Origin of the sequence: Nonomuraea sp. NPDC003709, assembly GCF_040610775.1 — a bacterium.
Classification (GTDB): Bacteria; Actinomycetota; Actinomycetes; order Streptosporangiales; family Streptosporangiaceae; genus Nonomuraea; species Nonomuraea angiospora_A.
The window spans coordinates 73,992-94,057 of sequence record NZ_JBEXMW010000026.1 but is presented as its reverse complement, the minus strand read 5'-3'; the positions used below and the strand labels follow the sequence as shown (position 1 = coordinate 94,057).

20 protein-coding genes are annotated in these 20,066 nt (G+C 69.8%); 11 read left to right on the top strand and 9 right to left on the bottom strand.

Annotated features, from left to right (window positions below; translation table 11 throughout):
* Nucleotides 1-139 precede the first annotated feature (139 nt).
* Genes ABZX61_RS52280 through ABZX61_RS52265 form a run of 4 tightly spaced genes read left to right on the top strand, consistent with a single transcriptional unit; the run spans nt 140 to nt 4,246 of the window.
* Entirely contained in the window at nt 140-2,854 is a 2,715-nt protein-coding gene (locus ABZX61_RS52280) for a nitrate- and nitrite sensing domain-containing protein (RefSeq protein ID WP_355207364.1), read from the top strand.
* Nucleotides 2,855-2,875: 21 nt separating this feature from the next.
* Entirely contained in the window at nt 2,876-3,298 is a 423-nt protein-coding gene (locus ABZX61_RS52275) for a roadblock/LC7 domain-containing protein (protein ID WP_185071483.1), read from the top strand.
* 26 nt (nt 3,299-3,324) lie between these two features.
* Complete coding sequence (locus ABZX61_RS52270) at nt 3,325-3,687, top strand: DUF742 domain-containing protein (protein WP_185071484.1); 363 nt, start codon at nt 3,325-3,327, stop codon at nt 3,685-3,687.
* Nucleotides 3,668-4,246 (top strand): ATP/GTP-binding protein, encoded by a 579-nt coding sequence (locus ABZX61_RS52265; RefSeq protein WP_192790679.1) that lies wholly within the window; start codon nt 3,668-3,670, stop codon nt 4,244-4,246. The genes ABZX61_RS52270 and ABZX61_RS52265 overlap by 20 nt, the downstream gene beginning before the upstream one ends.
* Here the strand turns inward: ABZX61_RS52265 and ABZX61_RS52260 are convergent.
* Entirely contained in the window at nt 4,243-5,031 is a 789-nt protein-coding gene (locus ABZX61_RS52260; RefSeq protein ID WP_355207161.1) for a nitroreductase/quinone reductase family protein, read from the bottom strand. The two genes, ABZX61_RS52265 and ABZX61_RS52260, sit on opposite strands and share 4 nt — an antisense overlap.
* A 70-nt stretch (nt 5,032-5,101) precedes the next feature.
* Between ABZX61_RS52260 and ABZX61_RS52255 the strand changes: the two genes are divergently transcribed.
* The gene (locus ABZX61_RS52255; RefSeq protein WP_355207159.1) at nt 5,102-5,551 is read left to right on the top strand and encodes a MarR family winged helix-turn-helix transcriptional regulator; all 450 of its coding nucleotides are present in this window, start codon (nt 5,102-5,104) and stop codon (nt 5,549-5,551) included.
* On the opposite strand, the gene ABZX61_RS52250 is transcribed toward ABZX61_RS52255, so the two are convergent.
* Nucleotides 5,543-6,307, bottom strand: a complete 765-nt coding sequence (locus ABZX61_RS52250; RefSeq protein WP_350730209.1) for a TetR/AcrR family transcriptional regulator — start codon at nt 6,305-6,307, stop codon at nt 5,543-5,545. The two genes, ABZX61_RS52255 and ABZX61_RS52250, sit on opposite strands and share 9 nt — an antisense overlap.
* 82 nt (nt 6,308-6,389) lie before the next feature.
* Between ABZX61_RS52250 and ABZX61_RS52245 the strand changes: the two genes are divergently transcribed.
* Nucleotides 6,390-7,328, top strand: coding sequence for an ATP-binding cassette domain-containing protein (locus ABZX61_RS52245; protein ID WP_350730211.1), 939 nt, complete (start codon nt 6,390-6,392; stop codon nt 7,326-7,328).
* The gene (locus ABZX61_RS52240) at nt 7,325-8,104 is read left to right on the top strand and encodes an ABC transporter permease (RefSeq protein ID WP_355207155.1); all 780 of its coding nucleotides are present in this window, start codon (nt 7,325-7,327) and stop codon (nt 8,102-8,104) included. The genes ABZX61_RS52245 and ABZX61_RS52240 overlap by 4 nt, the downstream gene beginning before the upstream one ends.
* A 4-nt stretch (nt 8,105-8,108) precedes the next feature.
* On the opposite strand, the gene ABZX61_RS52235 is transcribed toward ABZX61_RS52240, so the two are convergent.
* From ABZX61_RS52235 to ABZX61_RS52215, 5 genes are read right to left on the bottom strand one after another with little or no spacing between them, the layout of a single operon-like run.
* The gene (locus ABZX61_RS52235; RefSeq protein WP_355207153.1) at nt 8,109-8,546 is read right to left on the bottom strand and encodes a helix-turn-helix domain-containing protein; all 438 of its coding nucleotides are present in this window, start codon (nt 8,544-8,546) and stop codon (nt 8,109-8,111) included.
* A gap of 54 nt (nt 8,547-8,600) precedes the next feature.
* Nucleotides 8,601-9,542 (bottom strand): ABC transporter substrate-binding protein, encoded by a 942-nt coding sequence (locus ABZX61_RS52230; protein ID WP_355207150.1) that lies wholly within the window; start codon nt 9,540-9,542, stop codon nt 8,601-8,603.
* Between the two features lie 51 nt (nt 9,543-9,593).
* Entirely contained in the window at nt 9,594-10,565 is a 972-nt protein-coding gene (locus ABZX61_RS52225; protein ID WP_350730217.1) for an ABC transporter substrate-binding protein, read from the bottom strand.
* The gene (locus ABZX61_RS52220) at nt 10,562-12,478 is read right to left on the bottom strand and encodes an ABC transporter permease subunit (RefSeq protein WP_355207147.1); all 1,917 of its coding nucleotides are present in this window, start codon (nt 12,476-12,478) and stop codon (nt 10,562-10,564) included. The genes ABZX61_RS52225 and ABZX61_RS52220 overlap by 4 nt, the downstream gene beginning before the upstream one ends.
* Nucleotides 12,475-13,524 carry a glycine betaine/L-proline ABC transporter ATP-binding protein gene (locus ABZX61_RS52215; protein ID WP_350730221.1) on the bottom strand — a complete coding sequence of 350 codons (1,050 nt, stop codon included), beginning with the start codon at nt 13,522-13,524 and terminating at the stop codon, nt 12,475-12,477. The genes ABZX61_RS52220 and ABZX61_RS52215 overlap by 4 nt, the downstream gene beginning before the upstream one ends.
* A 341-nt stretch (nt 13,525-13,865) precedes the next feature.
* On the opposite strand from ABZX61_RS52215, the gene ABZX61_RS52210 reads away from it, so the two are divergent.
* The 4 genes from ABZX61_RS52210 (at nt 13,866) to ABZX61_RS52195 (ending at nt 17,834) form a co-directional block, all read left to right on the top strand.
* Nucleotides 13,866-16,457 carry a nitrate- and nitrite sensing domain-containing protein gene (locus ABZX61_RS52210; RefSeq protein ID WP_355207144.1) on the top strand — a complete coding sequence of 864 codons (2,592 nt, stop codon included), beginning with the start codon at nt 13,866-13,868 and terminating at the stop codon, nt 16,455-16,457.
* Complete coding sequence (locus tag ABZX61_RS52205; RefSeq protein WP_185071497.1) at nt 16,454-16,873, top strand: roadblock/LC7 domain-containing protein; 420 nt, start codon at nt 16,454-16,456, stop codon at nt 16,871-16,873. Before ABZX61_RS52210 ends, ABZX61_RS52205 begins: the two co-directional genes overlap by 4 nt.
* A 99-nt stretch (nt 16,874-16,972) precedes the next feature.
* Nucleotides 16,973-17,287, top strand: coding sequence for a DUF742 domain-containing protein (locus tag ABZX61_RS52200; RefSeq protein WP_355207361.1), 315 nt, complete (start codon nt 16,973-16,975; stop codon nt 17,285-17,287).
* Nucleotides 17,268-17,834, top strand: a complete 567-nt coding sequence (locus tag ABZX61_RS52195; protein ID WP_350730225.1) for an ATP/GTP-binding protein — start codon at nt 17,268-17,270, stop codon at nt 17,832-17,834. The genes ABZX61_RS52200 and ABZX61_RS52195 overlap by 20 nt, the downstream gene beginning before the upstream one ends.
* Before the next feature lie 13 nt (nt 17,835-17,847).
* Here ABZX61_RS52195 and ABZX61_RS52190 read toward each other — a convergent pair whose 3' ends face one another.
* Both ABZX61_RS52190 and ABZX61_RS52185 read right to left on the bottom strand, forming a co-directional pair.
* Entirely contained in the window at nt 17,848-18,807 is a 960-nt protein-coding gene (locus ABZX61_RS52190) for an SIS domain-containing protein (protein ID WP_355207140.1), read from the bottom strand.
* Entirely contained in the window at nt 18,804-19,832 is a 1,029-nt protein-coding gene (locus tag ABZX61_RS52185) for a hypothetical protein (RefSeq protein ID WP_355207137.1), read from the bottom strand. Before ABZX61_RS52185 ends, ABZX61_RS52190 begins: the two co-directional genes overlap by 4 nt.
* Nucleotides 19,833-20,066 lie beyond the last annotated feature (234 nt).

The following is a 20,066-nucleotide window of genomic DNA, read 5'->3' as shown; positions in this document are numbered from 1 at the left end:
GGTAGCGGAAGCAGTGACGGGGAACTCCGACAGCGGCCCAGCCGTGAAGCGGGACCGCGTAAAGCGGCCACTGCCACGCCTGGGCCTGAGAAACTGGCGCGTACGGTGGCGGCTCACCGCCCTGATCCTGGTGCCCACCATGGCCGGCGTCGTGCTCGGGGGAGCGCGAGTCGTCGGATCGGTGCAGAGCATCGGCGACTACGACCGCACGGCGACCGGGGCGGAGCAGGCGGCCCATATCCGCGACCTGCTGCAGGCGATCGGGCTGGAGCGTGACACGGGCGGCTGGATCGGCGCCAACCGTGCCATGCGCAAGAAGCTCGCCCAGCCGCTCGCGCAGCGCAAGGCCGCGGTGGACACGCTCGTCAAGACCGTCAACACCGACCTCGACACGATCGACGACTCGTACGGCCCCCGCATCGTGAAGGCCGCCCAGCAGGTGAAGTACGACCTGGGCCGGCTGCCGAGGATCCGCGCCGAGGGCCAGACCGAGACCATCCGGTACGACTTCCTCACCGACACCCTGCTCAAGCTGCACGACGAGCTGAGCCTGCTGTCCGACGACCCGCAGATCATCGGCCAGTTCCGCGCCCTGAGCGCGCTCGCCGCGGCCAAGGAGGAGGTCTCCCGGCAGCGCGTCCAGCTGCTCCAGGCCTCCTACGACACCCAGCACGTGGACGCCAAGGAAGTCGAGCAGTTCATCGCCTCCAACGCCCGCGAGCAGAGCGACATCTCCCAGGTCGGCGCCGAGGCCGGCGTCGAGGTCGGGCTCCAGCTGTCCAAGGCGCTCACCTCGCAGCCCGAGTACGTCAACGTCCAGCTCACCAAGGCGCGCGCGGTCACGCTGGCCAGCGGCCGGGCGCCGGGCGCGCGGATCAGCGACAACCTGATCTCCGCCAACGGCAGCCGCGAGCAGTGGTTCAACGAGAACTCCGTGGCCATCGACGTGCTGCACGGCATCGAGCAGCAGCTGGCCGGCCAGGTGAGCCTGCGCAGCAAGGAGCTGCGCGAGTCCGAGATCAGCAGCGCGATCATCGCGGGGATCCTGATCCTGGCGCTGCTGCTGCTGGTCCTGCTGCTCACCGTGGCCATCGCCCGCTCCATGGTCACCCCGCTGCGCCGGCTGCGTACCGAGGCGCTGGAGGTGGCCGGCTTCCGGCTCCCCGACGTGGTGCACCGGCTGCGGGCCAGCGGTGACGCGTCCGTCGGCGAGGTTCGGCCGATCGAGGTCGACGGAAACGACGAGATCGGCGAGGTCGCCAGGGCCTTCGACCAGGTGCACCAGCAGGCGGTGCGGCTGGCGGGCGAGGAGGCCGATCTGCGCAGCAACATCAGCTCGATGTTCGTCAACCTCTCGCGCCGCACCCAGACGCTGGTGGAGCGGCAGATCTCGCTGATCGACGGCCTGGAGAAGGGCGAGCAGGACGGCACCAGGCTGGCCGACCTGTTCAAGCTCGACCACCTGGCCACCCGCATGCGCCGCAACTCCGAGAACCTCCTCGTCCTGGCCGGCCACGAGGCCACCCGCCGGCGCAGCCAGCCGGCCAAGCTGGTCGACGTCGTACGCGCCGCGCTGTCGGAGGTCGAGGGCTACGAGCGCGTCCAGGTCAAGGTGCACCGGGCCACCTCGGTGCTCGGCAGCGCCGCGAACGACCTGGTCCACCTGGTCGCCGAGCTGGTCGAGAACGCCATCCAGTTCTCCCCGAGCAACACCCAGGTCGTCGTCACCAGCAGCCTCATCGAGGGCGGCGGCGCGCTGCTGTCGGTGAGCGACACCGGCATCAGCATGACCGAGGAGGAGCTGGCCGAGGCCAACCGCCGCCTGGCCGAGCCGCCCGTCGTGGACGTGTCGGTCTCCCGGCGCATGGGCCTGTTCGTGGTCGGCCGCCTGGCGCTGCGTCACGGCATCCGGGTCCAGCTCAGGCGGGGCGAGGGCGCCGGCCTGATCGCGATGGTGCTGCTCCCGCCCACGCTGATCGTCGACGGCACGCAGCAGCAGCCGCTGCCGCAGCGGCCCGCGTTCGGCGGTGGCACGGTGCCCACCCCGGCGGGCCCGCCCGTGCAGAACGGGACGTTCAAATCGTTCGGCAGCTTCGACTCCTTCGACGGTGGCCGGCGTCCCAACGGACCCGCTCCCAGGCACGGTTTCCAGACTTCCGAGAGCACGCCGCCGGGACCGCGCTCGTTCGACAGCGGGCCGTACCATTCGGACCCCGGCAGGGCGGGCGTGAACGGATTCACCGCCGACACCGACGGCGGCTCCTACCGCAGGCAGCCATCCTCGTTCGACTCCAACGTCTACCCGTCGCTCCCGGGCACGGGCTCCTACCCATCCGGAAATGGCGCGTTCCAGACGCCTCCGCCGCCCCAGTCGTACCCCACGAACGACGTGCGCCGGCCCGACCCGACGCCCTCGGTCGAGGTGTCGCCGATGGAGCCGGAGCAGGAGGAGTTCCTGCCGATCTTCGCGGCGGTGGAGTCCGCCTGGTTCCGCAGGCCGCCGGAGGAGGCGGCGCCGCAGGTGACCGGAGATGGTGAGGACAAGCCCTCGCAAGCCGTACCCTCTGGGGAGGAAGCGTGGCGAACGGCGGCCGACGCCGGTTGGCGCGCGGCGGCCGCTGCCGCCGAGCCCAGCCTCGGCGGCATGACCGCCGCCGGGCTCCCGAAGCGCACCCCCAAGGCCAATCTGGTTCCCGGTACGGCGAACCAGCAGGCGCAGCCGCAGCAGCCGCAGCGGCCGGCTCCGATGCCGCCCGTTTCGGCGGATCGGATGCGCAGCCGGATGGCCAGCTACCAGCAGGGTGTGCGACGGGGCCGCCAGGAAGTACGTGGACAGGAGGAACAGAGTGAGTGAGCGTCCCGCCGGGGAGGATGCGTGACAACCCTTAGCCACGAGGCGAACAGGTTCGACTGGCTGATCACCGACTTCGTGCGTAACACGCCCGGAGTCGCGCATGCCGTCGTCGTATCGGCCGACGGCCTGTGCCTGGCCGCCTCCGAAGGCTTCCCGCCGGACCGGGCCGACCAGCTCGCCGCGGTCTCCGCGGGCCTGCTGAGCCTGACCGTGGGAGCGTCCAGGGTGTTCGAGGGCGGCTCTGTGACGCAGACCGTCGTCGAGATGCAGCGCGGCCTGCTCATCGTCATGGCCATCAGCGACGGCTCCGTGCTGACGGTGCTCGCGGGCCCGGACTGTGACATGGGCCTGGTGGCGTACCAGATGACGCTGTTGGTGGACAGGGCCGGGCAGGCGCTCACGCCGGCCCTGCGGGCTGAACTCCAGGCCGCCAGGACCCGGTGATGTGATGGAACTGATGGGAGAGGGCCGTGTACGGCGTTGACGGAGCTGGGGACGAAGAGCCCCTGTTTCGTCCTTACGCGGTGACGGGCGGCCGATCCGAGCCGCGCTATCACCTCGCGATGGAGACGTTGATCTCGTCGATGTCGATCCCGGACGACGAGATGGCCATGCTCACCCCCGAGCAGGAGGCCATCATGCAGTTGTGCAGGTCGTTCCGGTCGGTCGCCGAGATCTCGGCCCTACTCCGCGTCCCGCTGGGCGTGGCCAGGGTGCTCGTGGCGGACATGTCCGACGAAGGACTCGTCCGCCTGCACCAGCCACGCCTCAGCCAGGGACAGCCAGACCTCAACATGCTCGAAAGGGTGCTCAGTGGACTACGCAGGCTCTAGCCCCGGGCTGACGTCGACGAAGATCGTCGTCGCCGGTGGGTTCGGCGTCGGTAAGACGACGTTCGTGGGGGCGGTGTCCGAGATCCTTCCGCTCACCACAGAAGCGGTGATGACGGACGCGTCCGCGGGCATCGACGACCTCGGTCTCACCCCCAACAAGCAGACCACGACGGTGGCCATGGACTTCGGCCGCCTCTCGCTCGACCGCGACCTGATCCTCTACCTGTTCGGCACGCCCGGGCAGCACCGGTTCTGGTTCATGTGGGACGACCTCGTCCGCGGCGCCATCGGCGCGGTGGTGCTGCTCGACACCCGCCGGCTGGCCGACAGCTTCCCCGCCATCGACTACTTCGAAGAGGCGAAGCTGCCGTTCGTGGTCGGCGTCAACGGCTGGGACGGGCAGTTCCCGCACGCCGAACAGGAGGTCAGGGAGGCGCTCGCGCTGTCGCCGCACGTGCCGATCGTGCGTACCGACGCCCGCAACCGCGAGTCGGTCAAGGCGACGCTGATCTCGCTGGTGGAGCACGTCGTGCGGCTGCGTGCCGCACCCGTGCGCTAGCTCCAGGGGACGCTCTCCAGCGAGTTGAGCACCGGCACCAGCTGCTGCTCCTCGTAGGCGAAGTGGGCCTCCATCTCGCCGGCGATGCGCTCCAGCGTCGCCGGCCCGGGGGCCTCCCGCAGCTCGGCGACCAGCCCGGCGATCACCGCGTGCTCGGCACGCAGCCGGTCGAGGGGCTCCTTCAGCTCGGGGAAGAGCTTCTCCAGGTGCGGGAACGCCACCCGGTCCTCGCCGTTGTGGTGGAAGGTCATCGCGTCGCAGAAGGCCAGGCAGTGCGCCCGCAGGTCGCCGGCGGGCGCCCCTTGGCGGACCTTGGCCAGCTCGCCCCTGAGGTGGTCGTGGATCCTGGCCAGCTCGTCCCCGAACGCCTCCAGCCGCTCGCGCTCGGGGTACAGCGCGATGACCGGGATGACGCGCTCGGTGTTCTGCTGGTACGTGGCGAAGGCCGGGTTGATCGCGGCCTGGCGGGCGTACAGGCGGTCGCGCTCCTCGCCTTCGAGCGGCACCGCCCGGGCCGCGAACCGGTCCTCTCCCAGCTCGACGATGACTCGCGGGTTGGCGAGCACGTTGTGGTACCAGGCCGGGTGGGCGGCGCCGCCCGCGTTGGAGGCGAACACCAGGACCCGCTCGCCGTCCCGCAGGTAGACGGCAGGGTTGGTGCGCCGCCGGCCCGTCTTGGCGCCCGTGGTGGTGAGCAGCACGAGAGGCGCGCCCTCGAACATGCCGCCCACCTTGCCGCCGTTCGCCCGGAACTCCTCGATCACCTGCTGATTGAAATCGGTCACGTCATATCCTTGGACGAGGCTTCGTATTTGCTTTGCAAGCAAAGCTAATTTAGACATCAAGGTGTTCGACATGTCAACAGACGGCTTGAGCGTGGACGACGGGATCAGGACGCTGCTGCTGCTGATGCCGCGGATGGTCGGGCGGGTCAAGCGGCTGGGGGTGCCCTCTGAGCTGCAGTCGTTGTCCCTGGCGCCCCGGCACCTGTCGCTGCTGGCCTACCTGCTGTTCGACGGGCCGATGACGGTGAACGAGCTGGCGGCCCGGCTGGAGGTGGCGCCCGCGACGGTCAGCCTGATGGTGGGGGACCTGAGCAGGAAGGGGGTGCTGGACCGGCGCGAGGACGACGCGGACCGGCGCCGTACGATCGTGAGCATCGCGGACCGGCACCAGGAGTCGATCAACGAGTGGCTCGGCTACGGCGCCAAGGCCTGGCGCGAGGCCCTGGAGCCGCTCACGCCGGAGCAGCGGCGGATGTTCGTGGACACCCTGATGGCCTACGAAAAGGCGCTATCAGGCTGATCGGCGGCTTATGAGGGCCTCGACACCGTCGAGGACGCGCTGCAGGCCGAACTCGAAGGCGTGCCCCGGGCTGTAGGCGGCGTTGAGCGCCTCGCCCGCCGCCTGGCCGACGCGCGCGGCCGTGGGGTAGCGGGCGGCGTCGGTGATCCGGCTGAGGAAGGGCGCGTGCGCGGCCCACCACTGCTCGTCGGTCATGCCCGTCAGGCTCTCGGCCTGCGCCGCCTCGACCGCGCCGCGCGCCGCCCCGTGCACGAACCCGGCGACCAGCGTGATCACCGAGTCCATCTCCAGGTCCGTCAGCCCGATGCCGTCCACGGCGCGCAGGTCGTAGTCGTACTTGGCGGTGACGTTGGGCCCGAGCACCGGGCGGCTCGACGCCACCTGCAGCAGCCACGGATGGCGCAGATAGAGGGCCCAGTTCTCCCTGGCGATCTGCTCCAGCCGGCCCCGCCAGCCCCCGGGCACGTCCTGCGGCCTGGCCGTCTCGCCGTAGACGGTGTCGAGCATGACGTCGAACAGCTCGGGCTTGCCCGGCACGTACGTGTAGAGCGACATCGTCCCGACGCCCAGCCGCTCGGCCACGCGGCGCATGGACAGCGCCGCCAGCCCCTCGGCGTCGGCCACCTCGATGGCCGCGCGCACGATGCGGTCCACGCTCAGCTCGGGCTTGCCCTTGCGGCTGACGCGCTCGCTGGTGCGCCAGAGCAGCGCCAGGCTGCGCGCGGGGTCGCCCTTTCCCGGGTACTCAACGGTCACATCCGTACGGTACACCGTACGGTTGCCGTCTTGAACCGTATGGTGTACGGTACGGCGTACGGAATCAAGGGAGGGGACACGCATGCCGGCGGTGCTCGCGCAGGACCTGCGCAAGAAGTACGGCGAGAAGGCGGCGCTCGACGGGATCGACCTCGACGTGGGCCGGGGCACGGTCTACGGCCTGCTCGGCCCCAACGGCGCGGGCAAGACCACGACCGTCCGCATCCTCACCACCCTCCTGCGCGCCTCGGGCGGCCGCGCGGAGGTGGCGGGGTTCGACGTGGCGACCCAGCCCCGGCAGGTACGCCGCAGCATCGGCCTCGTCGGCCAGCACGCCGCCGTGGACGAGATCCTGACCGGGCGGCAGAACCTGGAGCTGTTCGGCCGCCTCCACCACCTCGGCCCGTCGCGGGCCCGGGCCAGGGCGGACGAGCTGCTGGAGCGGTTCGGGCTGGACCACAAGGGGCCGGCCAAGGAGTATTCGGGCGGCATGCGGCGCAGGCTCGACCTCGCGGCCAGCCTGATCCTGGCGCCGCCCGTGCTGTTCCTCGACGAGCCGACGACGGGGCTCGACCCGCGCAGCCGCACGGAGATCTGGCGCGCGGTGCGCGACCTCGTCGCCGGCGGCACCACCGTGCTGCTGACCACGCAGTACCTGGAGGAGGCCGACCAGCTCGCGGACCGGATCGCGGTGATCGACGCCGGCCGGGTGGTGGCCGAGGGCACGCCGGACGAGCTCAAGTCCAAGCTCGGCGGCGACCGGCTCGACGTGGTGATCCACGACCCGGCACGGCTCGACGAGGCCGCCGGGATCGTCCGCGGGGCGGCCTCGGGGCCGGCCGAGGTCGATCGGGACACCAGGCACGTGAGCGCGCCGGTGGGCGACCGGGTGCGGGCGCTCACGGAGGCGCTCGCGGGCCTGGCGGCCGCCGGGATCGAGGCCGAGGACGTGGCGGTGCGCCGCCCCACGCTCGACGAAGTCTTCCTGAACCTCACCGACCGCCGAGGGGGCGCCGTATGAGATGGGCTCTGGCAGACGGCTGGACCGTCGCCCGCCGCGACCTGATCCACTGGGCGAACCAGCCGATGACGGTGGTGTTCGGGATCCTCTTCCCCGTGGTGATCACGCTGGCCTTCGGCTACCTGTTCGGCGGCGCGGTCAAGGTGCCCTCGGGGGCCGGCTACTTCGCCTTCCTCATGCCCGGCATGTACGGCATGACGATGCTCTTCGGTCTCAGCGCCACCATGATGGCCGTCGCCACCGACGTCTCCAAGGGGGTCACCGACCGCTTTCGCTCGATGCCCATGGCGCCTTCGGCCGTGCTGATCGGCCGGGCCGTGGCCGACCTGCTCAACTCGGTCCTGATCCTGGGCGGACTGCTGGTCTGCGGCCTGGCGGTGGGCTGGCGGCCGTCCTCGTTCCCGGGCGCGCTGGCCGCCGTGGGCTTGCTGCTCCTGCTGCGCTTCTCGCTGCTCTGGGTCGGCATGTACCTGGGGCTGCTGCTCAGGGATCCGGGCGGCGTGGTGGCGATCCAGGTGCTGGAGTTCCCGGTCGGCTTCCTGTCGAACGCCTTCGTCGCCCCTGACACGATGCCGGGCTGGCTGGGCGCGATCTCGGAGTGGAACCCGCTGTCGTCCACGGTGGCGGCGGCCAGGCAGCTCTTCGGGAACCCCGGCTGGGGCGGCGACTCCTGGGTGGCCCAGCACGCCGTCCTGATGGCGGTGATCTGGCCGGTGGTGATCACGGCCGTCTTCTTCGTCCTGTCGGTACGCCTCTACCAGCGGCTCGACCGGTAGGGCGTCACTGCACCCGGTCGGTGAGGAGGGCGATGGAGCGCTGGGCCGAGCGGATGCGCCGGATCCGCTCCTCGTCCTCCCCGCCCAGCTCCAGCCCCTCCTCCGCGATCTCCCCGAACGCGGCGAACGAGGCCAGCCGCTGCCGCACGACCTTCTCGAACGCGTCGTCCTCGATGCGGTAGTACGTGGTGCGCTCGCCCGGCCGGGTGCGGCGCCGGACGAGGCCGATGGAGGTCAGCAGGCGCAGGTTGGACGTCATGGACGCCCGGCTGGCCCCGATCGCGTCGGCGATCTCGCCGGCGGACTGCTCGGCGGGGGTGCAGATCAGCAGCCAGCCCAGCACGCGCCCGGTGATGGGCGCCAGGCCCCAGGCGTCGCCGCAGAAGGTCGCCACGCGCTCGACCCACTCGAGCGCCCGCTCGCGGTCGTCGGAAGGAGCCATGGGTTCAGTTTAGGCTGAAACAACTGTCACCCATGCCACCTCGATCGCCGGGCCTCAGCGCGGGATCCAGTCCTTCCACACGATCTTGTTGTCCCGCACCCACCGCTCGGCGGCCTGCTCGGCGGTCATCTTCTCGTTGATCATGTCGCTGGCCACGGAGTTCTGGTCGTCGTTGGTCCAGGTGAAGTTGCGGACCAGCTCGTACGCCTTGCCGCCGGCCTGCGCGAACCGCTTGCTGACGATCTTGTCGAGCAGGTACGGCGGGTAGTCGCACGCGACCCGCTTGGCGTCGTCGTCGCAGCCGAGAGCGTAGGGCGGCAGCGCCACCTTGACCAGTTTGACCTTGGTGAACAGCCATTGCGGCTCGTAGAAATACAGCAGCAGCGGTGTCCGATTCTTGGTGGCGAACTCGGCCGCTTTGATCAGCGCCGCCTCGCTGCCCGAGTAGACGACCTTGTAATTGAGCCCGAGGTTCTTGATGAGAACCTCGTCATTCGTCACGAACGTCGGATCTCCGTCCAGAACCTGTCCGGCATTTCCGGTTTTGTCGGTCCGGAAAAGGTGCGCGTACTTATTGAGGTTTCGGTAGTCCGTAATGTCGGGGTATTTCTTCACCATCCACTCGGGGACGTACCACCCGATGATGCCCTGGTTCCCCGTGAGCCCGGCCGACAGAGCGACCTTCTTCTGCTCGATGAACTTCTTTTTCAGGTCGTTGTGGCCCCAGTTCTCGACGATCACATCGACCTTGCCGTCCTCGAAATCCTCCCAGGAATCGCCCTCCTTCATGGTCCGCTTGTGCACCGAGTAACCCAGCTCGTGTTCGAGCAGGTACGCCAGCACGGCGGCCTGGGCCTCGTACCCGACCCAGCCGTGGATGTCGATGTTGACGACGCCCTTCGACACCTTGGCGGAGCCGGGCTCCTCGCCGGAGCAGGCGGTCGTCAGCAGCAGGGCCGCGACCAGCGGCCCGACGAGCTTGTTCGTTCGCAACATGAGGGTCTCCCGGTGACCGCGGCCCCGCCCGGGGCCGCGGTCAAGAGGGCGTCACTTGGGGATCCAGGCCTGCCACTTGGCGGTGTTGGCCTCGATCCACTTCTTGGCGGCCTGCTCGCCGGTCAGGCCGTTGTTGGTCATGTCGTTGGCGACCGCGTTCTGGTCCTCGTTGGTCCAGCTGAAGTTCTTGACCAGCTCGTACGCCTTGCCGCCGGTGTCCGCGAACTTCTTGCTGACGATCTTGTCGAGGTCCATCTCCGGGTAGTCGCAGGCGACCTTCTTGGGGTCGGCGTCGCAGCCGTCGGTCCAGGCCGGCAGGTTCACGCGGACCAGGTCCACCTTGTCGAAGAGCCAGTGCGGCGTCCAGAAGTAGAACAGCAGCGCCTTCTGCTGCTCCTGCGCCTGCGTGGCGGACTTGAGCAGGGCCGCCTCGCTGCCGCCGGTGACGACCTTGTAGTTCAGCTTCAGGTTCTTGACCAGGGCCTCGTCGTTGGTGACGTAGCTGGGGTCACCGTCGAGGAGCTGGCCCTTGCCGCTGGACTCCGAGGTCTTGAACAGGGAGGCGTACTTGTTGAGGTTCTTGTAGTCGGTGATGTCCGGGTACTTGTCGGCCATCCACTTCGGTACGTACCAGCCGATGATGCCCTTGTTGCCGGTGGAGCCGGCCTCGGCCGCGACCTTCTTCTCCTCGATGAACTTCTTCTTCAGGTCCGGGTGGCCCCAGTTCTCGATGATGACGTCGACGTCGCCGGTCTCGAAGCCCTCCCAGGCGAGCTGCTCCTTGATCTCGGGCAGCTCGACGTTGTAGTGGAGCTCGTTCTTCAGCAGGTACGCGACGACGTTCGCGCTGGCCTCGTAGCCCACCCACGGGTTGATCGCGATCTTCACGGTTCCGGTGGCGGCGCTCGATCCGGAGGCCGCCGGGGCGGCGGAGGAGCTGGGAGAGGTCTCGACCTTGGCCCCGCCGCAACCGACAGCGGCGAGTCCAAGGGCGAGGAGGCCTGCGAGCAGGCGAATCTTCATGTGGATTTCCTTTTTCGGGGGGAGGGGCGCCTGTCGGCGCCCTGCGTGATGCGGTCGAGCATGATGCCGAGCAGCACGGTCGCGATGCCGGCCACGAAGCCCATGCCGAAGTCGGGTCGCTGGGAGAATCCGACGACCACGTCGTAGCCGAGGGCCCCCGCCCCGACCAGACCGCCGACGACCACCATGGCCAGCGTCATCACGATGCCCTGGTTGGCCGCGAGCAGGATCGCCCGCCTGGCCATGGGCAACTGCACCTTCCACAGGAGCTGGCCCGAGGTCGAGCCCGCCGAGGTGGCCGCCTCGACGACCGTGGCGGGCACGCCCTTGATGCCGTCCTCGACCAGCCGCACCACCGGCGGCACCGCGTAGATGACGGAGGCGAAGATCGCCGTGAACCGGGTGGTCTCGAACAGCGCCAGCGCCGGCAGCAGGTAGACGAACGCCGGCATGGTCTGCGCGGCGTCGAGTATGGGCCGCTGCACGGCCGAATATCGCGGCGAGCGGGCCGCGGCCACGCCGAGCAGCAGGCCGGCGACCAGCGTGACGAACACCGCGACGACGACCGTGGTCAGCGTCTGCATGGTGTGCTCCCAGACGCCGAGCAGCGCGATGGCCAGCAGGCAGACGAGCGCCGTCAGCGCCGCGCGTACCCCGCTCACCCGCCAGGCCACGGCCAGCACCGCCAGGGCGACCAGCCACCACGGGGACGAGGTGAGCAGCGTCTCCAGCGGGTTGAGCAGGACGCCGGTCGTGAGGTCCTTGATGAACGTGGTCACCCCGTACCAGCTGGTCTCGGCCCAGCGGACGGCGTCGTTCACCTCGGCCACGAAGTTGAGCGTGAGGTCGTCCGGCCACGTCCTGGGCAGCACGGGGATGAGCGCGACCCCGGCCACCGCCAGCACGCCGGCGGCGACGAGATCGACCGTGCGAAGCCTGGCGTGCGGCCCGCGGTGGGCGATCGCCATCATGGTCCGGTCGAGCAGCACCGCCATGATGACGATGGCCACCCCCGCCGGGAGCATGATGCCGACCTGCGCCCGCGACAGGCCGCGGATGATGTCGCCGCCCAGGCCGGGCGCGGAGATCAGGTTGGCGATGACGACCATGGACAGGGCCATCATGATCGTCTGGTTGACCGCCAGCGCCATCGTCGACCTGGCCAGCGGCAGGTAGACCTTGAACAGCGTCTGCCGGCCCGTCGCGCCCAGCGAGCTGGACGCCTCGACGGCCGTGGGCGAGACCCCGGAGATGGCCAGCGCGGTGATCCGGATGGCCGGGGGGATCGAGTAGATCATCGTCGCGATGGCCCCGGCCGGGGCGCCGATGTGGAAGAACAGCGCGAGCGGCGCCAGGTACGCGAACGTCGGCATGATCTGCATGACGTCCAGCACCGGCGTGATCACCCGCCGGACGCGGCCCGAGAGCCCGGCCCAGACGCCCAGCGGGATCCCGATCGCCAGCGACAGCAGCACCGAGACCGCGACCAGGGCCAGCGTGTCGACGCTCGACTGCCAGAGCCCCAGGAAGCCGAACGCGCTCACCCCCGCCACCGCGGCCAGCCCGATCCGCCAGCCGCCCGCCAGCCAGGCCAGCGCGCCCATGACGCCGGTGATGCCGGGCCAGCCGAGCGCGTACAGGACGGACTGGAAGAGGCCGTACAGCCAGCCCACGAAGAGCCGGATGTAGTTGAGGAAGTACAGGAAGAGCGGGTTGTCGTTGCGGTGGTCGTCGATCCACTCGCGCAGGTCGGTGACGGCCAGGAACTGCGGCGCCTCCTTGTCGTGCGGCAGCGTCGCCGTGCCGCGGAAGACCAGGTACGCCACCACGAAGAGGACCGCCACCCCGGCGGGGACCGCCCACCTCGGCACCTTCAGCCGGGACGAGGGCGTGGTGACCGCGGTGGAGCTCATGCCTTCACCGTGACGTCCGCGCCGGACAGGAAGGTCAGCAGGTCAACGCGGTCCACGACGCCCACGAGGTCGTCGCCGTCCACCACCCTGATGGGGCGGGAGGAGGCGGACGAGGCGCTGATGGCGTCCATGATGAGCGTGGTGGCCGGTAGGACGGGCCCGTCCAGCGGCTCGCCGGGCTCGGGCTCGCGGCAGATCCAGCGCAGCGTCAGCACGTGGCTCCTGGGCACGTCGCGGACGAAGTCGGCCACGTAGTCGTCGGCGGGCGCGCCCACGAGCTCCTCCGCGGTGCCGAGCTGCACGATCGAGCCCGCCCGCATGATCGCGATCCGCTCGCCCAGCTTCAGCGCCTCGGACAGGTCGTGCGTGATGAACACCATCGTCTTGCCGACTTCCCGGTGCAGGCGGATCACCTCGGCCTGCATGTCGCGCCTGATCAGCGGGTCGAGCGCGCTGAACGGCTCGTCGAACAGCATCACCTGCGGGTCCACGGCCAGCGCGCGGGCCAGGCCGACGCGCTGCTGCATGCCGCCGGAGAGCTGGTCGGGGTAGGCGTCGGCGTAGCCGTCGAGGCCGACGAGGGAGAGGATCTCCGCCGCCCGCGCGTGCCTGGCCGCCTTGGCGGTGCCCTGGATCTCCAGCCCGTACGCCACGTTGTCGATCACCTTGCGGTGCGGCAGCAGGCCGAAATGCTGGAAGACCATGCTGACCTGGTGGCGGCGGATCTCGCGGAGCCGGGCGGGGGAGGCGCGGCCGATGTCCTCGCCGCCGATCCTGATCTCGCCCGCGCTGGGCTCGATCAGCCGGGTGAGGCAGCGTACGAGGGTGGACTTGCCGCTGCCGGACAGGCCCATGACCACGAAGACCTCGCCCGGTCGCACCTCGAAGCTCACGTCCCTGACGGCGGCGGTGCAGCCGGTCTTCTCTCTCAGTGCGGCCTGGTCGAGATGCCTGTCCTCGCTGTCCAGGACTTTCTGCGCCCTGGATCCGAAGATCTTCCAAAGGCCCTCAACAGTGATGGCCGCGCTGTCGGGAGAATCCCCCACCCTCGCCTCCTTCTTTGACCGCCACAACATATGGCGCGATTAACGGAAATCTCAACGCCGTGACACTCCAGAGACCTCCATGCTCCTGTGGTGTTATGGGATTGGAACGTACTAAAGCCCCACATGAGGACATTCAACTCTTTAAAGGCTTATTTCCCGCTTTCCGATCATGAATCATGGAGCTCCAGGTTTTGGCACTTGAGTCACACGAGTCGCTTTTTGTAGCGTTATGTTCGGGTGGGCCACACTGCTGTGGGATGTGTTCTAATTGGCCGGCACTTAGCTGATTTCCCATGGGACACAGCCCCCTCAAATACGCCGATTCGGGCGAGGTGCGTTCGGTGACTACAGCGTTGGGTGAGAGGCAGGCCAGTAACGGCAACTGGCGGCTGAGCAATTGGCGCGTCCGCGCGCGCCTTGTTGCCCTCATCCTGATCCCGACGGCCGCCGCCGTCCTGCTCGGCGGCATCCAGGTGCTCGCCAGGACGTCCGCCGCCGGTGACTACGCGCGTACCAACCAGTTCGCCCAGCTCTCCGCCGAGCTGGGCGCGCTCACCCACCAGGTCGCGGCCGAGCGGGCCACGACCGCCTGGTACATCGCGCGCAACCGGCCGGCGGGCATGCTCTCCACGGTGCAGGCCCAGATGGACCAGGCCGACCTGGCCGTCAGGCAGGTACGCGGCACCGCCGGGCAACTGCTGACCGAGGTCAGCGGCCGTAGCGCCGACCAGCTCGAGAACCTGCTCAGCCGCCTGGACGACCTGACCGCCCTGCGCAAGCAGGCGCTGGAGGCCAACCTGCTGCCGGGCCCCGCCGTCGAGCTCTACACGACCGTGATCGGCGACCTGCTCTCCGTCCACAACGAGCTGATCAAGGACAGCGTGGACGACGAGCTGTTCCGCCAGACCCGCATGCTGAACGCCCTGGCCAGGGCGAAGGAGAGCGTCTCCTACCAGCAGGCGCTGGTCACCGCGGTGCTCGTCGAGGGCGCGTTCGACCAGGACCAGCTCAAGCGCTTCCTCGGCGAGCAGTCCAAGGAGCTGAACGAGCGCAAGGCGTACTCGACCGAGGCCACCGCCGACGAGCGCCGCTTCTTCGACGAGACCGTCAACGGCAGGTCCGCCGACCGCATGCTGTTCCTGCGCGAGCTGGTGCTGATCAGGAGCACGAAGGGGCTGCCGCTGCGCGGCCTCGACCTGAGCAAGCGCGACGACGCCAAGGAGTGGTTCGACGCGGCCAACGTGGTCGTCGACTCCATGCGCGAGGTCGAGGAGCGCCAGGCCCAGGGCATCGTGGCACGCAGCGAGGCGCTCAGCGCGGACGAGCGGCAGCAGGCGTTCGTGACCGCGGGCGCCGTGCTCGCGCTGCTCGTGGCGGTCCTGCTCATCACCACCGGGGTGGCCAGGTCGCTCGTGCGGCCGCTGCGCCGCCTGCGCGGCGAGGCGCTGGAGATCGCGGGCAGGCGGCTGCCGGACTTCGTCCAGCACCTGCGCGAGTCCCGCGACGGCGCTGTCCAGGCCGAGGTCCCGCCCATCGGGATCTTCTCGAGGGACGAGGTCGGCGAGGTCGCCCGCGCGTTCGACGAGGTGCACCGCGAGGCCGTACGGCTGGCGGGCGACGAGGCCAAGCTGCGGGCGAACGTCAACGCCATGTTCGTCAACCTGTCCAGGCGCAGCCAGACGCTGGTCGAGCGGCAGCTCACGCTGATCGAGCGGCTGGAGCGCGGCGAGCGCGACGACACCCGGCTCGGCGACCTGTTCAAGCTCGACCACCTGGCCACCCGCATGCGCCGCAACAGCGAGAACCTCCTGGTCCTGGCCGGCCAGGAGGCGGCCCGCAAGTGGAGCGAGCCGGTCGAGCTGATGGACATCGTCCGGGCCGCGCTCGGCGAGGTCGAGAGCTACGACCGGGTCAGCATCCAGGTCCAGTCGGACGTCGCCATCGCCGGCCAGGCCGTCACCGACGTGGTGCACCTGCTGGCCGAGCTGGTCGAGAACGCGGTCTCGTTCTCCTCGCGGGACACCAAGGTCATCATCTCCAGCAGCCGCATCGACACCGGCTCGCTGATGTTGTCGGTCACCGACCACGGCATCGGCATGAGCGCCGAGGAGCTGGCCGAGGCCAACTGGCGGCTGGCGAACCCGCCCGTCGTGGACGTGTCAGTGTCGCGGCGCATGGGCCTGTTCGTGGTCGGCCGGCTGGCCCTGCGGCACAGCATCCGCGTCCAGCTGCGCATGCAGGACATCGGCGGGCTGACCGCCATGGTGCTGATCCCGCCCGCGCTGCTCACGGCCGTGTCGGGCGCGATGCCGGGTGCGGTGCTTGTGCCGGCGCGCATTCCGGTGCCCAGGCAGGCCCACCCGCCGACACCGGCCGCGCCCTTCCCGGGGCACCCGTCCTTCGGGACCCTGCCGCCCGCCGACCCTTTTCCCGGGCCCCCGTACGGGCATCCGTCTATGGACATCGTGCCCGCGGCGCCCGAGCCGTCGTCCTGGTTCAGCTCGTCGCAGGCGCACTCGGTCGAGCAGCTACCGCCGGACCTGGGCGGGCCGGCGGACTCCTATCCGTCGTTCGCCACCCCGCCGGCGCAGTCCAAGGACGAGGAGTTCCTGCCCATCTACTCCGCCGTCGAGGGGAGCGGCTGGTTCACCAAGACGACGCCCACGGCCGACCACCGCGACCCGGCCTGGTCCTCACCCGCCGATGAGGGCTGGCAGGCGGCCGGCGCGGCCGCCGAACCGGCGCAGAACGGCATGACCAACTCCGGCTTGCCCAAGCGGACCCCGAGAGCGAATCTGGTACCGGGCACCGCGAGTCCGAAACCCCCGACCGCTTCCGCTCCTCCGGTGTCGCCTGACCGGTTGCGCAACAGGCTGGCCAGCTACCAGCAGGGTGTGCGCAAGGGTCGTGCCGAGCTCGAGGAGGACTCATGAAGGAGCTCAGCCAGGCGGCCAGGGACATGAACTGGCTGGTCAGCAGCTTCGTCGACGAGGTCCCCGGCGTGGCGCACGCGGTGGTCGTGTCCGCCGACGGGCTGCCGATGGCGTACTCCAGGGGCTTCCCCAAAGACCGCGCCGACCAGCTGGCCGCGATCGCGGCCGGGCTCGTCAGCCTCACGCAGGGGTCGGCGCGCGTGTTCGAAGGCGGCGGGGTCACCCAGACGCTCGTCGAGATGGACCGCGGCCTGCTGCTGGTCATGTCGATCAGCGACGGATCCTGCCTGGCGGTGCTGGCCGCGCCCGACTGCGACATGGGCCTGGTGGCCTACCAGATGACGATCCTGGTCGAGCGCGCCGGGCAGGTGCTCACGCCTGCTGTGCGGGCGGAACTGTCGGCGGCGCGTCCGTAATGGGATCCCGCTGCGGCCGGACAGACAGGGTGATGGGAGTAGACGTTGGCATCGTGGCACAACGATGAACCGGAGCCGGAGCGCAGTTCGCTCGTCCGGATGTACGCCGTCACCGGTGGCAGGACGACTCCTCGTACGGAGCTCGCCATGGAGGCCCTGGTATCGTCGGCCACCTCGGTACGACTCGGCATGACGTACACCCGTGAATATCGCGCGATCAGCGAGCTGTGCCGGCAGGTGCGCTCCGTGGCGGAGATCTCCGCGCTGCTGGGCGTTCCTCTCGGGGTGGCGAGGGTGCTGGTGGCCGACATGGAGGCGGATGGGCTGGTGAGGGTGTACCAGCCCCAGCTGGACGCGGGCCTTCCCGACAGGGGCCTGCTCGAAAGGGTATTGAGTGGACTTCGCAGGCTCTAGCCGGCTCACCTCCACGAAGATCGTCGTGGCGGGCGGGTTCGGTGTAGGGAAGACCACGTTCGTGGGCTCCGTGTCCGAGATCATGCCGCTGACCACGGAGGCGGTGATGACGGACGCGTCCGAGGGCATCGACGACATCGGGCTCACGCCGGGCAAGACCACCACCACCGTGGCCATGGACTTCGGGCGGCTCTCGCTGGACCAGGATCTGATCCTCTATCTGTTCGGCACGCCGGGGCAGCACCGGTTCTGGTTCATGTGGGACGACCTCGTACGCGGCGCCATCGGGGCCGTGGTGCTGGTGGACTCGCGGCGGCTGGCCGACAGCTTCCCGGCCATCGACTACTTCGAGGAGTCCGGCATCCCGTTCGTCATCGGGCTGAACGGCTGGGACGGGGTGTTCCCGCACACCGAGGGCGAGGTGCGGGAGGCGCTCACGCTCTCCCCGCACATACCGGTCATCCGCACCGACGCGCGGGCGCGGCCGGCGGTCAAGAACACCCTCATCTCGCTCGTCGAGCACGCGCTCGCCGCGCGGGCCCACTGACTACCGCGACTGATTACGGGGCCGACCACCAATTCCCGGCGACCAGCTCGGCCACCAGCGTCTCGGTGAGCAGGGCGACGTCCGGGTCGTCGTCGTGCGCGTACCTGACGGCGGCCCTGGCGTCCTTCACCTCGCCGCCCACCGTGACCACCGTGGAGCCGCGCTCGCGCACCCAGTCCATGGCCTGCTCGATGTAGCGGGAGCCGGGGTAGAGCAGCGCGCGGTAGTCGAGGGTCTTGGTGAGGTAGACGTCCACGTGTGCCCAGTCGCCCGTCTCGCACGCGTCGGCGGGACGGCGCGGGCCCTCGCGGAACATCAGCGCCGACTGCTCGGCCGACGACAGCCGCTCGGCGGGGGCGACGGTGTAGACGCCGCGGTCGCCGTCCAGCAGCTCCATGGTCATGGGGAGCCACTCGTCCCTCCTGTCCAGGAGGTCCGTCGTGGCCTCGGCGGCCCGCTCCAGCAGCTTCGGCAGGTCGCGGCCCGTCCCGGTGAGGTGGGCCTCCAAAGCCAGGAGGAGGGCCAGGGTGTGCTGGAACGTACGGCAGGCGACGCCGCCGCGCTCCTCGCCCGCGCGCATGTCGACCACCAGGTCGGCCCGCTCGGCGAGAGGGGAGCCCTGGATGTTGGTGAGCGCCGCCAGGTAGGACGGGCCGCCCGTGTACCGTTCCACGGCGTCGAGGGTCTCCCTGCTCGAACCGCTGGCCGAGATCGGGACGACCAGGGTGTCCGCGGCGGCCGGGTAGGTGGCCTCCGCGGAGGCGTAGTCGGCGTGCGCGTCCACGCCCGCCCGGCGCAGGCGCAGCGCCGCCACTCCCGCGGCGTACCGGGAGCTGCCCATGCCCAGGAAGAGCACCCGGGTCAGGCCCGGAGGGAGCGCCGCGAACGGGTTCTCCTCCCTCAGGGCGGCGGCCAGGCTCCTGAGCGCCGCCGGCTTGGCCTCCAGGTCGGACAGGTAGAGCTCGGAATTCACGTGATGTTCTCCTCTTGGTACCAGGTGCGCAGGACGCCCATGGGGGCGTAGCGCCAGCGGGGCAGGTGGCGGGCGGCGTAGATGAGCTCGCGGCACTCCTGCTCCACCTCGAACGGCCGGACCAGTCTCTCGTCGAGCAGGTCCGGCCGGTCCTTCTCGGCCAGGCGGGCCCTGTAGGCGGCCAGCAGCCCGGCGCGCGCCTCGGCTGCCCAGGCCGCCGCCGCGCCGGGGCTGGTGCCCCTTCGCTTGATCGCCACCTGGGCCACGTGCTCGATGCTCGTGGTGAGCTGGGCCACGTCCCTGGCGGCCGGCTGGCACGGGTCGGCGTCGGTGACGGTGGGGTTGCCGTCGAAGTCGATCACCGCGTAGCCGTCCCGCCATTTGAGGATCTGGCCCACGTGCAGGTCGCCGTGGATCCTGATGCGGCGGCCGGTGATCGGCTTCTGGAGGGCGGCCAGCTCGCGCCGGATCGCCGGGGTCCGCGTGGCCAGCCACGCGCCGTCCTCGCCGTCCGTGAGCGCGAGCGCCTCCGCGAGCGCGGCCTCCGCCCTGGCCGCCGTACCCGCGGCGCCGGGCTCCTGCGCGGGGGTGGGGAGCGTGGCAAGGGCGAGGTGCAGGTCGGCGGCGAGGCGGCCGAGCACGGGGGCGAAGTCCGTGGCGCCGGCCTCGGCCTCGTCGACGCACCACTCCCAGCCGTCGCGGGCCTCCGGAAGGTAGCCCGTGACCAGGGCCAGGAGCTGCTCGTTCCCGTCCACATCGCGGGTCAGGGCCGCGTAAGGGGGTGCTGTGTCGTTGAACCCCGCCTCAACGAGGTGAGCGAAGACCTCCGGGGTGGGGTGGGGCAGGGGGACGGGTGGGGTGATCCACTTGACGACGACCTTCTCGTCGACGATCACCGAGTAGTTCGTCTGGTCAACGTGCGCGCCGAACTCCCGCTCACCTGGGGCCCCAGTGTGGAGATCTCCAAGGCTGTACGAGAGGGTGGGCAGCGGGAGGAAGCGCCGCACCGCGAACGGCGGCGGCACCTCACCCTCCAGCAGCGGGAGAAGTGTGGCGCTGACACCCCGGTCTCGGGCCGTGAGGGGCCTCTCACCGAGAGAGAGCAGCCGATCTGCTATTGAATCCCAATTCAACTCGTAGACCAAACTTCCAGGTAGCAATGTCAGCAAAAGTCTTGCTCATGTTGATTTCCCCTGCAACACTCCTGCTCTGGTCTGCTGTGTCCGGTAAGGTCGCGCGACCCCTCAAAACTGCACAAA

Excerpts from the sequence above, each read along its gene's own strand:
- ABZX61_RS52280 (WP_355207364.1), top strand. The coding sequence starts at position 140 with ATGGCCGGCGTCGTGCTCGGGGGAGCGCGAGTCGTCGGATCGGTGCAG.
- ABZX61_RS52255 (WP_355207159.1), top strand. The coding sequence starts at position 5,102 with ATGTCAACAGACGGCTTGAGCGTGGACGACGGGATCAGGACGCTGCTG.
- ABZX61_RS52245 (WP_350730211.1), top strand. The coding sequence starts at position 6,390 with ATGCCGGCGGTGCTCGCGCAGGACCTGCGCAAGAAGTACGGCGAGAAG.
- ABZX61_RS52240 (WP_355207155.1), top strand. The coding sequence starts at position 7,325 with ATGAGATGGGCTCTGGCAGACGGCTGGACCGTCGCCCGCCGCGACCTG.
- ABZX61_RS52235 (WP_355207153.1), bottom strand. The coding sequence starts at position 8,546 with ATGGCTCCTTCCGACGACCGCGAGCGGGCGCTCGAGTGGGTCGAGCGC.
- ABZX61_RS52230 (WP_355207150.1), bottom strand. The coding sequence starts at position 9,542 with ATGTTGCGAACGAACAAGCTCGTCGGGCCGCTGGTCGCGGCCCTGCTG.
- ABZX61_RS52225 (WP_350730217.1), bottom strand. The coding sequence starts at position 10,565 with ATGAAGATTCGCCTGCTCGCAGGCCTCCTCGCCCTTGGACTCGCCGCT.
- ABZX61_RS52220 (WP_355207147.1), bottom strand. The coding sequence starts at position 12,478 with ATGAGCTCCACCGCGGTCACCACGCCCTCGTCCCGGCTGAAGGTGCCG.
- ABZX61_RS52205 (WP_185071497.1), top strand. The coding sequence starts at position 16,454 with ATGAAGGAGCTCAGCCAGGCGGCCAGGGACATGAACTGGCTGGTCAGC.
- ABZX61_RS52200 (WP_355207361.1), top strand. The coding sequence starts at position 16,973 with ATGTACGCCGTCACCGGTGGCAGGACGACTCCTCGTACGGAGCTCGCC.